The sequence below is a fragment of the Polynucleobacter sp. MG-6-Vaara-E2 genome (genome assembly GCF_018687695.1).
In the GTDB taxonomy this organism is placed as follows: Bacteria; Pseudomonadota; Gammaproteobacteria; order Burkholderiales; family Burkholderiaceae; genus Polynucleobacter.
Genome location: NZ_CP061303.1, coordinates 975143 through 988551, shown reverse-complemented (window position 1 = coordinate 988551; position 13409 = coordinate 975143). Strand labels below are relative to the sequence as shown.

The window sequence follows — 13409 nt, the reverse complement described above, 5'->3', positions numbered from 1 at the left end:
TGATTATGACAGCTAAGCCATTCAAAATTTTAGGTATTCAGCAAATTGCAATTGGTGGTGAGAATAAGGATCGCCTCAAGAAACTCTGGGTCGATATGCTCGGCTTTGAATACAAGAGCACTTTTGTCTCAGAGCGTGAAAACGTTGATGAGGATATTTGTGCGATAGGCACAGGGGTAAATGAGGTTGAAGTTGATCTTATGCAACCCTTGGATATTAATAAAAAGCCTGCGGTTCACCAAACACCGCTCAACCATATTGGTTTATGGGTGGATGATCTGCCTAAGGCCGTGGAGTGGCTATCAGCCAATGGCCTGCGCTTTGCTCCGGGCGGTATTCGTAAGGGTGCGGGCGGACACGATATCACTTTTGTTCACCCTAAGGGTAATGATGACTTTCCCATCAGTGGTGAAGGTGTCCTGATTGAGTTGGTACAAGCGCCACCGGAAGTAATTGCAGGATTGCGTTCATAATTTGGGTTTCTAGCCAAATAAACAAGCGAGTCTGAATTGACGCGAATATTGGCCATCGATACCTCGTCAGCGTGGTGTTCGGTGGCTTTGTCTTTAGGTGATAAAGCGCCTGAACTCCGACACGAATTAGTGTCGGCTGGCGCTAGCCAACTTTTACTTCCATGGATCGAGGATTTACTCAGAGCATCAAACCAAGCGCTCTCTACGCTTGATGCCATTGCAGTTGGTATTGGTCCCGGTGCATTTACGGGGGTGAGATTAGGGGTTGCAGTAGTTCAGGGTCTTGCAATCGCTGCAAATGTATCGGTTGTGCCAGTTGCTAGTTTGGATGCCATTGCTGCTCAAGTAATTACAACGAAACAATTTACCAAGATCAAGCCAGTCTATTTTGTTGTTGCTATTGATGCTCGTATAGATGAAATTTACTGGGCAAAGTATGAGACCGAAAATTCAGCAGGATTGTCCAAGCGATTGGGGGATATTCATCTAACTAAGCCAGAAGAGATTCAATTGGATGGCGTTGGCTATATCGCAGGTAGCGCCGTTAAAGCTTATGGCGATAGGCTGTTTATGAATCATTCATTACCCCTTGATTGCCTCGATCCAGATGTCAGTATTAGTGCATTAGGTATTTTGGATTGCGCTAAAGAGATGATGACCTTAGGTCGGCAAATTTCGGTTACTGATTTGGAGCCGCTTTATGTTCGCAATAAGGTTGCTTTAACAACTGATGAGCGAGAAATTGCTTTTAAAAAGGTTCAGCAGTAATGGCTGTAAAGCAAAATGGAGCTGAGCTGTCCTTTATGCCGATGCATGTGGCCGACCTAGATGAGGTGCTTGCTATTGAAGCTGTATCGCACATTCATCCGTGGACCAGGGGCAATTTCTCAGATTCATTGGCAGCCGGTCATTGGGCTTACTGTATTCGACCGCAAACTGATCAAAACAATACACAGACTGGAACCTTTTTAGACCCATCTGTTCTTTGGGCTTACTGCATCTTATTTCCTGCGGTAGATGAGCTACATCTGCTTAACATTACGGTTTCACCAAAGCTGCGCAAGTTAGGAATAGGATCTCGCATGATGGCGGCCATTGAGGGTGTAGCAGCCCAACAAAACATGCCCCGCATCATTTTGGAGGTTAGACCAACTAACGAATCAGCCTTAGCGCTCTACCAAAAACTGGGTTACGAGCAAATTGGTGTCCGTAAAAACTATTATCCTGCCAATCCAGGGTCGGGTGATCGGGAAGATGCGCTTGTGATGGCTAAATCGATTAAGCTAGAGGCATGAGCAATACGCATTCAAGCTTCTTAAAAGAGATGGGGATTACCGAGTGGGTCGCCCGTGACGGGACTGCTCCTGAGGCAGTCTCTAGCAATCCTGTAGCAACGGAAGAGGCTGCTGTAGGTCACACTCCAAATGCTCCAAGAGCCCATTGGTGGTTCTTTGGAGCTCAACCTCTAGGTGATGCTCAATTATTGTTTCAGAATCTGATTCGAGTTCTGGGATTGGCGAGTAATGAGTGGTCATGGAAAAACCCCGGTGACAACCTTTCTAAAATTCAGTTACCTGAAAATGGCATGCCGGTAGTTGCATTCGCTTTTGGTGGACCAACTGCACAAAAGATTACTGGTGAGCGTGATCCATTGCCGCAATTGCGTGAGACCATCCTGGCATTAAATACTGGAAACGACGATGAGATACCAGTAGTTGCTAGTTTTGATCTTGCTCAGCTCGCAACGAAGTCCAAAGAGAAGGCCATGCTCTGGCAAGATCTGTTGCTGGCTAAATCCGTACTTCAAAACATTTAGTAATCAGCGAAGTCTTAGTGCTTATGTTCGCCGATGAGATGCATCGAGTCATACTCTGCTTGGTTGCGAACATGACGCTGAATCACCATCCACATGATTAGGCTCACTACCAAGCCAAAGCCAATAATCACATATTGAACTGGTAGATCGAGCCAGATCAGTAATGAGTAGATTGCTAACATTGCTAAAACAGAAATATTTTCATTAAAGTTTTGCACTGCAATTGAATGGCCAGCAGACATCAATACGTGACCACGATGCTGTAAAAGTGCATTCATCGGCACTACAAAATATCCTGCTAACCAGCCTACCAAAATGAGCAAAGAATATGCTGGCAAAAGATTTAAGTTCACTTGTAATTTGCCAATACTAAATAGAGTCGCAGCAGGGAGCATGTCAGAGTTATAAATCGCCATCACGCAGACAACGAGTCCCATAGCAATGCCATAAGGCAGGACGTTAAGTGAATTACGTAAGGGGACGCGCCATGCAGCCCATACAGCACCGCCAGCCACACCTACAGCAGAGATTGCTTGCAAGATTGCGCCTTGAGAGAGTGTCATGTGCAGAGCGACTTGTGCCCATTTAATTACAATAAACTGCAAGGTTGCACCAGCACCCCAAAATAAGGTAGTTACCGCTAAGGAGATTTGTCCGAGGCGATCATCCCAAAGAGTCTTAAAGCAAATCGCGAAATCCTTAATGAGTGCTACTGGATTGGTTTTTTGAGAAACATAGCGAGCGCCAGTATCGGGGATCTTGAGGTTTATGAGGGCGGCGATGACATAAATCATCATGATGATCAGGATGGCAGACTCGGCTGGAGTATCGATACCGGTATCCATGCTTGGGATATCTAAGGCCAAGAGGCTTTGAGAAACAGTGCTGCTGATCAGTACACCACCCATTACCGTTCCCAAAATAATGGAGCCAACAGTAAGACCTTCAATCCAGCCATTGGCTGCGACTAATTTTTCAGGTGGGAGCAATTCAGTGAGGATTCCGTATTTCGCTGGTGAATATGCAGCAGCTCCAAGACCAACGATTGCGTAAGAGAGTAATGGGTGTCCACCAAAGAGCATCGCCACGCAGCCAACAAACTTAATAGTGTTTGTAATGAACATGACGTTACCCTTGGGGCGGGAGTCTGCAAAAGCCCCTACGAATGCTGCAAGCAGCACGTAGGACAATACAAAGAATAATTTGAGTAAAGGGGTCATCCAGGCCGGAGCGCTAAGCTGGGCCAATAGGGCAATTGCTGCAATTAGCAGGGCGTTATCAGCAAGCGACGAAAAAAATTGCGCCGCCATAATGATGTAAAAACTACGGTTCATTCGTACAATCTAGTCATTAATACAATTAAAACATGAAAGGAGGGGTAGAAATGGGTGCTTCGGCTAATAGTTTGATTAATAGACCAATTTTGGCATCTATTCATACACAGGCCTTTCAGCATAACTTAAACCGGGTTCGAGGGCTTGCCCCGGAGTCCAAAATTTGGGCTGTCATCAAGGCTCGGGCATATGGCCACTGTTTTGATGCCGCCCTCAAGGGTTTGGCATCTACCGATGGTTTTGCGCTACTAGATATCCAAGATGCTGCCTGGCTCAGAGAGCATGGCTGGGAAGGTCGCATTTTGCTCCTGGAGGGCTTATTTCATGAAAATGAATTGGATCTGGCTCAGGAATTGCATTGTGATTTAGTGGTCCATTCTGAAGCCCAGATCGAATGGCTAGAGCGCTACGCGGATAAAGTCCACAAGCCAACTAGTGTCTTTCTGAAAATGAATACCGGCATGAATCGCTTAGGTCTGAAACCGGCTGCATACAGAACCGCTTTTCATCGATTGCATGCTGCAGGATATCGCATGCATCATATGACCCACTTTGCCAATGCCGATCAGGTGAGCCAGCAGCCTACTGTTGGTAGTCAACAAGAATTATTTAATCAAACCATTGAGGGCCTAGAAGGCCCAACTTCCTTGGCAAACTCTGCAGCAATTTTATGGCATCGTAACGCATTAGGTGACTGGGTTCGCCCAGGCATCATGCTCTATGGGGCGTCACCGACAGGTTTGCATGCCGATATTGAAGACGCTCATCTTAAAGCGGTAATGCAATTGCACAGTGAAATCATTGGTATTCAAGAATTGCAAGCGGGTGAACGCATTGGTTATGGTGGTCGTTATGTTGCATTAGAGCCAATGAGAGTGGGTGTTGTTGCTTGTGGCTATGCTGATGGATATCCGCGACATGCTAAGGATGGCACACCAGTTTGGATTCATGATGGCAAGTCTGGCGGTGTGATCTGTCCTATCGTTGGCCGTGTTTCGATGGATATGCTCACTGTGGATTTGCGTAATGCCCCACGTGCAAAGATTGGAAGTGTTGTTCAGCTTTGGGGTGATCAAGTGCCTGTGGATCAAGTTGCGCATATGAGCGATACCATTGGATACGAATTACTCTGCGCTGTAGCCCCTAGAGTGCCCGTCAAAATCATTTGAGCGTTCAAAATAAAAATTCTCTTTTACAGAGGATTTTTCATATCTGCTCATGTGACGCAAATCAAAAAATTACTTATTCCAGATCTGCCACCACTTACGTTCTTTTTGCACGCGTTGGCCAGTTTCCATCATCTGACTATCCGGGAAGTTCAGTTTAAATACGCGAGCTGTATCGTTGCTGAGCTGTGTCATACCCAGTTTTTCATAAGACTTTGTCAATATATAGAGCGCTTCTTCAACCGCAGGAGCACGATCGTAATCACGAATCACGAGCTGTGCACGGTTTGCAGAGGCAAGATAGGCGCCGCGCTGGTAATAGAAGCGCGCCACGATGACATCAGCCTCAGCGAGAGAATTGACGATATAGCGCATCCGATCCAATGAGTCTGGTGCGTACTTGCTATCAGGAAAACGTTCAACCACAGTCTTGAAAGATTCAAATGCTTCTTTGGCTGCTTTAGGGTCGCGCTCACTTAAGTCTTGACCGGTAAATTTACCCAACCAGCCAAGATCATCATTAAATGTAATCAGGCCTTTCAAGTAGTACGCATAATCAAGCGTTGGGCTACCTTGATGCAATTTAATGAAACGATCGATCGCTACCAGGGCTTGAGTTTGTTCTTGTGCTTTCCAATAGCAATATGCAGCATTAATTTGCGCTTGCTGTGAATAAGGTCCAAAAGGAAAGCGGGCCTCTAGCTTGTCAAAGTACTTGCCGCACTTTGCAAAGTCACCATCGTTTAATTTATCGGTTGCTTCAGAGTAAAGCTTGGATTCAGACCAAATATCGGTATCGTCTTTTTGACCATCGCTACCGGCACATGCACTTAATAAAATTGAAGAGCATATGGCTAAAAAGAGGATGCCAAATAAACCTATGCCATTACGGGTAGGAAATTTTTGAGGGGCTAATGACCCAGCAAGCCTTAAACTGGCGTCTGATATTACGTCGGACATAACTGAAAGGCTCTTTAAGCGTGGCATTGCCGCAAACTCCTGATTCGAATCCCATTGATTATATCGATGAAGAGGATTTCATCTCCCTGGAAATCCCCATGGAGATGGCTGGCGAGCGTCTAGACAAGGTGCTAGCAGGCTCTTTGCCGGATTATTCTCGAAATCGCCTCAAAACATGGGTGGAAGCCGGGGCGGTGATGGTTGATGGCAAAGTGACTAAAGCTCGTTATTTGCTTAGAGGTGGAGAGAGTATTAAGGTGTTTCCACAGGAGATGCCCGAGCAGTTTGCCTTTAGCCCAGAAGACATTCCCTTGGATGTGGTCTACGAAGATGATGCAATGATTGTGATCAATAAGCCTGCCGGTTTAGTAGTTCACCCAGCCGCAGGAAATTGGTCAGGCACTTTATTAAATGGCCTCTTATTTAGATATCCAGAACTTAAATCCTTGCCCCGCGCAGGAATTGTTCATCGCCTAGATAAAGATACTTCTGGTTTGATGGTCGTTGCCAGAACCGCGCAAGCACAAACCTCACTAGTCAGACAGCTTCAGGACAGAACAGTGGGGCGGCGGTATTTATCTTGGGTTTGGGGGGAAGCGCCAAGCCAAGGGAAAGTGCTTGCAAGTGTTGGGCGTGATCAACGCGATCGCTTAAAAATGGCTGCAGGCAGTCCGCAAGGTAAGCCTGCCGCAACTTTATTTCGGCGCTTGGCCAGGGGTGCATTTAATGAATCGCCGGTGGCTTTGCTCGAGTGCCGTCTAGAGACGGGGCGCACTCATCAAATTCGAGTACACCTTGAGTCTCTTGGATTTCCTTTGCTTGGTGACCCCGTCTATCGCAAAAAGACTCCTGGAGTCGCCCAGTCACTTCCATTTGAACGACAGGCACTGCATGCCTTTGCCCTAAACCTTCAGCATCCGGTTACTAACGAGCTCAGCAGCTGGTTTCGCTTGCCTCCAGCAGACCTGATGGTTCTGTTAACTCAGGTGGGTATGACTGAAGCCGATTTGCCTCAAGAATCTGTTGTGCTGGCGTCTATTCAGAATGAACGCTCACATGACTAATTTGCAGGCTAGCTTTATTAAGCCGAATTGGAATGCTCCAGCATCCATTCAAACTTTGGTGACTACTAGAGTTGGGGGTATCAGCGGCGCTCCCTATGATTCTCTAAACCTAGGAAATCATGTTGGGGACTTACCTGGGAATGTTTCTAAAAATAGAGAGCTATTAAGAAGCTATCTTCCAGGAGAGCCTCTGTGGTTAACTCAGGTGCATGGGACTAGAGTAAGCACGCCATCTGAACGGTGTAGCGAAGCTGATGCCATTGTGAGCAATATTCCTGGTGAAGTACTTTCCATCATGACGGCTGATTGTTTACCAGTTCTGTTTTCCAATCAGAGCGGAACAGTTATTGGTGCAGCCCATGCTGGCTGGCGGGGTCTATGTGCTGGAGTGCTAGAGAATACGGTCAAAACTATGCGTAGCCTATCGGCAGATGAGGATGACGCAAGTGAAGTAGTGGCCTGGCTAGGCCCTGCAATTGGTCCTTTGGCTTTCGAGGTTGGGCAGGATGTTGTGCAAGCCTTCAATGAATCTGGAATTCCCTACTCGGAAGATGCTTTCACTTCGATTCCGCAAAAGCCAGGAAAGTATTTAGCCAATATCTATTCTTTGGCGCGCAGTAGACTTCAATCTATAGGCGTGCATCAGATTGATGGTGGTGATTTTTGTGCTGTGACACAAGCCAATCAATTTTTTTCCTATCGCCGAGATGGAGTGACTGGAAGGTTTGCTAGCCTGATTTGGATTGATCCATCTCAATAATCGCAATTTTTATCACCCTTTCATCCGAGGGTAATTACTAGCTCAGCTCTACAGCTAGGGTTATTGCGTATAACTCTATATACCTTCTAGATGCAGAATGGTCTCTCTTAAATGAAGAGATAACTATGTTTGCAGGCATGAACACTGGTGCAACGCCTTCTTTGGCTCCGCACCACATGGCACTAATTCCACAAGAGCGCTTAGCTGAAATTCAAAAAGAATATTTCACTGAGTTGGCTCATATTGCGACAAATCCCGAGGCAATTGAAGTCAAAGATCGTCGCTTTTCAGGAAAAGCATGGCACTCCTCTTGGAGCAAGGTTATCGCAGCAACCTATTTGCTCAATTCAAAACACTTATTGTCTCTAGCTCAAGCGGTTGATACGGATGAGAAAACCCGTCAGAAGATTTTATTCACTACAGAGCAAATGATTGATGCCTTGTCCCCATCGAATTTCATTGCCACCAATCCTGAGGTCCTTGAGAACATCATCAGTACACAAGGTCAATCCATTCAAAAAGGGATTGTGAATTTACTGGGTGATATGAAAAAGGGCAAAGTATCCATTACCGATGAGAGTGCATTTGAAGTTGGTAAAAATATTGCCACCACCGAAGGTCATGTGGTGTTTCGTAATGAGCTTTTTGAATTAATTCAGTACACACCGCTGACAGAGACCGTTTTCTCGCGACCTTATTTAATGGTGCCCCCATGCATTAATAAGTATTACATCTTAGATTTACAGCCAGATAACTCCGTAGTGAGACATATGGTGTCTCAAGGGCATACAGTGTTTTTGGTCTCTTGGAAGAACCCAGATGCGTCTATGGCCCAAGTGAGTTGGGAAGATTATGTTGGCAAGGGCGTCATCAAGGCTATTGAAGTGGTTCAAGACATTGGTGCATCTAAGCAAATTAATATATTGGGGTTCTGCGTTGGCGGAACCTTGACGACTTCAGCACTCGCGGTGTTGGCTGCACGTGATCAGCATCCTGCAGCTAGCTTGACCTTGTTTACAACTTTGCTTGATTTTACTAACACTGGCATCTTAGACGTCTTTATTGATGAAGGCATGGTTGAACTTCGAGAGAACACTATCGGCGGCAAGGGTGGTAAATACGGAATGATGTCTGGTCTTGATTTGGGTAATACTTTCTCATTCCTCAGGCCAAATGATTTAGTGTGGAACTATGTTGTTGAGAACTATTTAAAGGGAAATTCCCCACCACCATTTGATCTCTTATATTGGAATGGAGACTCCACGAATCTCCCCGGCAATATGTATTGCTGGTATTTGCGTCACACCTATTTACAGAATGATCTGATAAAGCCCGGCAAAGTCACCATTTGCGGTGAAAAGATTGACCTGGGCAAGATCAAATGCCCTGCATACCTCTATGCATCTCAAGAGGATCATATTGTTCCTTGGCAATCTGCCTACCAATCTACCCACATTCTTAAGGGGAAGAACCGCTTTGTATTGGGCGCCTCTGGACATATTGCAGGAGTGATTAATCCTCCTGCTAAGAACAAACGTTATTACTTTGAGAACAACAAGATTGAGCCCACAGCCGAAGCTTGGTTAGAAGGCGCTAAACAAATACCTGGAAGCTGGTGGCCAAATTACACCGCATGGTTAGAGCAATTCGGAGGGGAACGCAAACCGGCAAGCAAAACATTTGGTAATGCCAAATATAAAAAGTTGGAAGCTGCGCCGGGTATTTACGTAAAAGAAAAAAGCAGCTTAGATCAATTGCAAACGAATAATTAACACAGGTTTTTTACAAGGGGAAAGTGATGTCTCAAAAAGTCGCATATGTAACTGGTGGTATGGGTGGAATCGGTACCGCTATTTGCCAGCGTTTGGCAAAAGATGGTTTTAAGGTGATTGCTGGTTGTGGTCCAAATTCACCGCGTAAGGACCGTTGGCTTGGTGAGCAAAAGGCTCTTGGCTATGATTTCATTGCCTCAGAGGGTAACGTATCTGACTGGGATAGCACTGTTGCGGCATTTGACAAGGTTAAGGCGGAAGTTGGTCGTGTCGACGTATTGGTAAATAACGCAGGCATTACCCGTGATAGCGTATTCCGCAAAATGACTCCAGATGCCTGGAAAGCCGTTATAGATACCAATCTCAATTCACTTTTTAATGTAACTAAGCAAGTGATTGATGGCATGGCTGATAACAATTGGGGTCGCATCATCAATATTTCTTCGGTGAATGGTCAAAAGGGTCAGTTCGGTCAATGTAACTATTCCACTGCTAAAGCGGGTTTGCATGGTTTCACAATGGCTTTAGCGCAGGAAGTGGCGACTAAGGGCGTTACAGTAAACACCGTATCTCCTGGCTATATCGGTACTGATATGGTGAAAGCGATTCGTGAGGACGTGCTCGAGAAGATTGTTTCCGGCATTCCTGTGAAGCGTTTGGGCACTCCGGATGAGATTGCATCCATTTGCTGTTGGATTGCATCGGAAGATGGTGGCTATGCAACTGGTGCCGACTTCTCACTTAATGGCGGTATTCACACTGGCTAATCTAGCCAAAAACGCAGTTTTGTTAGGGCGCAACACAGCTTGTTTACCTTTTGGTCAAACTAGAGATAAACTACACTGATGTTGCGTTGCAGTATTCAGTAAGGAAAAAAATGGCTACCCGTACCAAAAGAGCTGGTGAAGATCGGCTGATTAAGAAGTACCCAAATCGTCGTCTTTATGACACTCAAACCAGCACTTATGTGACTCTGGCAGATATCAAGGGTCTAGTCATGACCAACGAAAGTTTTAAGGTTGTTGATGCTAAGACAGATGAAGACTTAACACGCAACATCCTATTGCAAATTATTCTGGAAGAAGAGGCTGGAGGAGCACCAGTCTTCTCAACCCAAATGCTTTCTCAGATTATTCGTTTCTACGGTAATTCCATGCAAGGTCTGATGGGAAATTATCTCGAGAAGACTATGCAGTCCTTTGTGGACATTCACAATAAGTTGGGTGATCAAACTAAAGGCTTAGGTGCTGGTAGTACGCCTGAAGCTTGGTCGCAAATGTTGAACCTACAGAACCCGCTGATGCAGGGCCTGATGGGCAACTATATGGAACAAAGCAAAGACTTATTTGTGAAAATGCAAGAGCAAATGCAAGGCTCTCACAATATGTTTGGTAGCTTTCCATTTACACCACAGCCTAGCAAAACTGAAAAAGATTAGTTGTGGCTGGAAAAATTGGTTTTGTTTCCTTGGGTTGCCCCAAGGCTTTAGTTGATTCTGAACTCATCCTCACGCAACTGAGTTCGGAAGGTTATGAGACCGCTGATGATTATTCAGGCGCTGATCTCGTTGTCGTAAACACCTGTGGCTTTATCGACTCTGCTGTCGAGGAGAGTCTTTCTGCAATCGGTGAAGCGCTTGCTGAAAACGGCAAAGTGATTGTTACGGGGTGTTTGGGTGCCCGGAAGAATGCCGATGGAAGTGATTTGATTCAGAGCATTCACCCCAAAGTCCTTGCTGTAACTGGCCCGCATGCTACTGATGAGGTGATGCAAGCCATTCACTTGCACCTACCTAAGCCACATGACCCTTTTACTGATTTAGTTCCGCCCGCTGGTGTGAAGCTCACGCCAAAACACTATGCTTATTTGAAAATTTCTGAGGGTTGCAATCACCGCTGTACTTTTTGCATCATCCCCAATTTGCGTGGCGATCTTGTTTCTCGTCCAATTGGCGAAGTCTTGCTTGAGGCGAAACGTCTCTTTGAGTCAGGCGTTAAAGAATTGTTGGTAGTCTCGCAGGACACTAGTGCGTATGGTGTAGATATTCATTATCGCACTGGCTTTTGGGATGGTAAGCCAGTAAAAACCAGAATGTTTGATTTAGTGAACGCGTTAAATCAAATAGCGCGCGAACATCAAGCCTGGGTCAGACTTCACTATGTATACCCATATCCTCATGTGGACGACATCTTGCCGCTGATGGCAGAATTTTCTGAACATGGTTATGGGGTCTTGCCTTATCTTGATATTCCATTGCAGCATGCTCATCCAGATGTGCTCAAGAGAATGAAGCGTCCAGCAAGTGGTGAGAAAAATGTAGAACGCATCTTGACGTGGCGACAAGCATGTCCAGATTTAGTCATTCGGAGCACCTTTATTGCTGGATTCCCTGGTGAGACTGAAGCAGAGTTTGAGTATTTACTGAATTTCTTGGATGAGGCGCAAATTGATCGGGCTGGTTGCTTTGCATATTCACCAGTCGATGGCGCGCTTGCTAACCAGCTTGATAATCCAGTGCCAGACCAGGTTCGTGAAGACCGCAAGGCTAGATTTATGGCTAAAGCAGAAGAAATATCCATCAAACGCCTATCCAAAAAAGTGGGTAAGCGTATTCAGGTCATCATTGACCGCGTGGACGAATCAGGTGGAATTGGTCGAAGTATTGGTGATGCCCCTGAAATTGATGGTCTAGTGCGGGTTTTACCCCCTAGCAAACCCTCCAAACGCTATCGAGCGGGTGAAATCATTCGAGCTACGGTCATTAGCTCCCAAGGGCATGACCTAATAGCCGAAACTTGACGATTGTTATAAAAATACTGCTTGTGTCATTTAGATAGTGCAAATAAGCCTAATTTTTAGGCATAGTAAAGGGGATTGATATGAGTCGTGATGTCGTTGTCTTAAGTGCAGTACGTTCCGCAATTGGCGCCTTTAATGGTTCTTTGAGCAGTTTCGAACCTTCTGAACTTGGCGGAATCGTCATGAAAGAGGCGGTCACTCGCTCCGGTGTTGATCCTGCCCTGATTAATTATGTAACTGTTGGCAACACCATTCCAACAGACAGTCGTTATGCTTATGTTGCACGTGTTGCAGCAATTCAAGCTGGTTTGACAATGGAGTCTGTAGCAATGGCCTTGAACCGCTTATGTAGTTCCGGCCTACAAGCAATCGTGACAACTGCTCAACAAATTATGTTGGGTGATTGTGACTATGGTGTTGGTGGTGGTGTAGAGGTCATGTCTCGCGGCATGTATGGCTCACCAGCAATGCGCAGTGGTGCCCGCATGGGTGATACCAAGATGCTCGACCTCATGGTGGCTGTACTAACGGATCCATTTGGTGTTGGACACATGGGTGTGACTGCAGAGAACCTTGTTGAAAAATGGAAACTGACACGTGAAGAGCAAGATGCTTTAGCGGTTGAGTCTCATCGCCGTGCTGCAAATGCCATCAAGGAAGGCTGCTTCAAGTCACAGATCGTGCCGATCACTATCAAATCTCGCAAAGGTGAAGTTGTATTTGATACTGATGAGCATGTGAAGCCAGATACCACGATGGAAACATTGAGCAAGATGAAGGCTGTATTTAAGAAAGAGGGCGGATCAGTAACCGCTGGCAATGCCTCTGGTATTAATGATGGTGCTGCATTCTTTGTTTTGGCTGATGCTGAAACGGCGAAGAAAGCCGGTCATAAGCCAATTGCTCGTTTAGTTTCTTATGCGGTAGCCGGCGTTCCTAATCACATCATGGGCGAAGGACCTATCCCTGCAACCAAGCTTGCTCTAGAGCGCGCTGGTTTGAAATTGGATCAGATGGATGTAATTGAATCTAACGAAGCCTTTGCAGCACAAGCTTTGGCAGTGACCAAAGGTTTGGGCTTGGATCCTGCTAAAACCAACGTGAACGGTGGTGCAATTGCATTGGGTCATCCAATTGGTTGCTCGGGTGCTGCCATTGCTACTAAAGCAATTCATGAGTTACAACGTGTACAAGGCAAATACGCTTTGGTCACTATGTGTATCGGTGGTGGTCAGGGTATTGCGACCATCTTCGAGCGTATGTAA

At 45.9% G+C, this 13409-nt stretch carries 14 protein-coding genes; 12 read left to right on the top strand and 2 right to left on the bottom strand.

What is annotated here, in order from left to right; all coding sequences use genetic code 11:
- Window positions 1–5: 5 nt before the first annotated feature.
- The 4 genes from ICV38_RS05200 to ICV38_RS05185 are packed head-to-tail and all read left to right on the top strand — an operon-like array spanning window position 6 to window position 2289.
- Window positions 6–473, top strand: coding sequence for a VOC family protein (locus ICV38_RS05200; protein WP_215382650.1), 468 nt, complete (start codon window positions 6–8; stop codon window positions 471–473).
- A 36-nt stretch (window positions 474–509) separates the two neighbouring features.
- Window positions 510–1241 carry a tRNA (adenosine(37)-N6)-threonylcarbamoyltransferase complex dimerization subunit type 1 TsaB gene (gene tsaB / locus ICV38_RS05195; RefSeq protein WP_256441300.1) on the top strand — a complete coding sequence of 244 codons (732 nt, stop codon included), beginning with the start codon at window positions 510–512 and terminating at the stop codon, window positions 1239–1241.
- A complete protein-coding gene (rimI, locus tag ICV38_RS05190; protein WP_215382649.1) occupies window positions 1241–1768 on the top strand; it encodes a ribosomal protein S18-alanine N-acetyltransferase in 528 nt (175 codons plus the stop codon). Before tsaB ends, rimI begins: the two co-directional genes overlap by 1 nt.
- The gene (locus ICV38_RS05185) at window positions 1765–2289 is read left to right on the top strand and encodes a DNA polymerase III subunit psi (protein ID WP_215382648.1); all 525 of its coding nucleotides are present in this window, start codon (window positions 1765–1767) and stop codon (window positions 2287–2289) included. Before rimI ends, ICV38_RS05185 begins: the two co-directional genes overlap by 4 nt.
- Before the next feature lie 14 nt (window positions 2290–2303).
- On the opposite strand, the gene lplT is transcribed toward ICV38_RS05185, so the two are convergent.
- Entirely contained in the window at window positions 2304–3623 is a 1320-nt protein-coding gene (gene lplT / locus ICV38_RS05180; RefSeq protein ID WP_215382647.1) for a lysophospholipid transporter LplT, read from the bottom strand.
- Between the two features lie 50 nt (window positions 3624–3673).
- On the opposite strand from lplT, the gene alr reads away from it, so the two are divergent.
- Window positions 3674–4792 carry an alanine racemase gene (alr, locus tag ICV38_RS05175; protein ID WP_371819245.1) on the top strand — a complete coding sequence of 373 codons (1119 nt, stop codon included), beginning with the start codon at window positions 3674–3676 and terminating at the stop codon, window positions 4790–4792.
- A 69-nt stretch (window positions 4793–4861) separates the two neighbouring features.
- On the opposite strand, the gene ICV38_RS05170 is transcribed toward alr, so the two are convergent.
- Window positions 4862–5749: an outer membrane protein assembly factor BamD gene (locus tag ICV38_RS05170; protein WP_215382646.1), complete on the bottom strand. Its 888-nt coding sequence runs from the start codon at window positions 5747–5749 to the stop codon at window positions 4862–4864.
- A 20-nt stretch (window positions 5750–5769) separates the two neighbouring features.
- On the opposite strand from ICV38_RS05170, the gene ICV38_RS05165 reads away from it, so the two are divergent.
- From ICV38_RS05165 to ICV38_RS05135, 7 genes are all read left to right on the top strand, one after another.
- Window positions 5770–6813, top strand: a complete 1044-nt coding sequence (locus tag ICV38_RS05165) for an RluA family pseudouridine synthase (protein ID WP_251368256.1) — start codon at window positions 5770–5772, stop codon at window positions 6811–6813.
- A complete protein-coding gene (gene pgeF, locus ICV38_RS05160) occupies window positions 6806–7573 on the top strand; it encodes a peptidoglycan editing factor PgeF (RefSeq protein WP_215382645.1) in 768 nt (255 codons plus the stop codon). The genes ICV38_RS05165 and pgeF overlap by 8 nt, the downstream gene beginning before the upstream one ends.
- A gap of 125 nt (window positions 7574–7698) precedes the next feature.
- Window positions 7699–9345: a class I poly(R)-hydroxyalkanoic acid synthase gene (gene phaC / locus ICV38_RS05155; protein ID WP_215382644.1), complete on the top strand. Its 1647-nt coding sequence runs from the start codon at window positions 7699–7701 to the stop codon at window positions 9343–9345.
- A 26-nt stretch (window positions 9346–9371) separates the two neighbouring features.
- Complete coding sequence (locus ICV38_RS05150; protein WP_215382643.1) at window positions 9372–10112, top strand: 3-ketoacyl-ACP reductase; 741 nt, start codon at window positions 9372–9374, stop codon at window positions 10110–10112.
- A gap of 110 nt (window positions 10113–10222) precedes the next feature.
- Window positions 10223–10783, top strand: coding sequence for a polyhydroxyalkanoate synthesis repressor PhaR (phaR, locus tag ICV38_RS05145; RefSeq protein ID WP_215382642.1), 561 nt, complete (start codon window positions 10223–10225; stop codon window positions 10781–10783).
- A 2-nt stretch (window positions 10784–10785) separates the two neighbouring features.
- Window positions 10786–12144, top strand: coding sequence for a 30S ribosomal protein S12 methylthiotransferase RimO (rimO, locus tag ICV38_RS05140; RefSeq protein ID WP_215382641.1), 1359 nt, complete (start codon window positions 10786–10788; stop codon window positions 12142–12144).
- Between the two features lie 80 nt (window positions 12145–12224).
- The gene (locus tag ICV38_RS05135) at window positions 12225–13409 is read left to right on the top strand and encodes an acetyl-CoA C-acyltransferase family protein (protein ID WP_215382640.1); all 1185 of its coding nucleotides are present in this window, start codon (window positions 12225–12227) and stop codon (window positions 13407–13409) included.

Bases quoted from the DNA above. Each gene is read 5' to 3' on its own strand.
- ICV38_RS05200 (WP_215382650.1), top strand. From the start codon at position 6: ATGACAGCTAAGCCATTCAAAATTTTAGGTATTCAGCAAATTGCAATT.
- rimI (WP_215382649.1), top strand. From the start codon at position 1,241: ATGGCTGTAAAGCAAAATGGAGCTGAGCTGTCCTTTATGCCGATGCAT.
- ICV38_RS05185 (WP_215382648.1), top strand. From the start codon at position 1,765: ATGAGCAATACGCATTCAAGCTTCTTAAAAGAGATGGGGATTACCGAG.
- lplT (WP_215382647.1), bottom strand. From the start codon at position 3,623: ATGAACCGTAGTTTTTACATCATTATGGCGGCGCAATTTTTTTCGTCG.
- alr (WP_371819245.1), top strand. From the start codon at position 3,674: ATGGGTGCTTCGGCTAATAGTTTGATTAATAGACCAATTTTGGCATCT.
- ICV38_RS05170 (WP_215382646.1), bottom strand. From the start codon at position 5,749: ATGTCCGACGTAATATCAGACGCCAGTTTAAGGCTTGCTGGGTCATTA.
- pgeF (WP_215382645.1), top strand. From the start codon at position 6,806: ATGACTAATTTGCAGGCTAGCTTTATTAAGCCGAATTGGAATGCTCCA.
- phaC (WP_215382644.1), top strand. From the start codon at position 7,699: ATGTTTGCAGGCATGAACACTGGTGCAACGCCTTCTTTGGCTCCGCAC.
- ICV38_RS05150 (WP_215382643.1), top strand. From the start codon at position 9,372: ATGTCTCAAAAAGTCGCATATGTAACTGGTGGTATGGGTGGAATCGGT.
- phaR (WP_215382642.1), top strand. From the start codon at position 10,223: ATGGCTACCCGTACCAAAAGAGCTGGTGAAGATCGGCTGATTAAGAAG.
- ICV38_RS05135 (WP_215382640.1), top strand. From the start codon at position 12,225: ATGAGTCGTGATGTCGTTGTCTTAAGTGCAGTACGTTCCGCAATTGGC.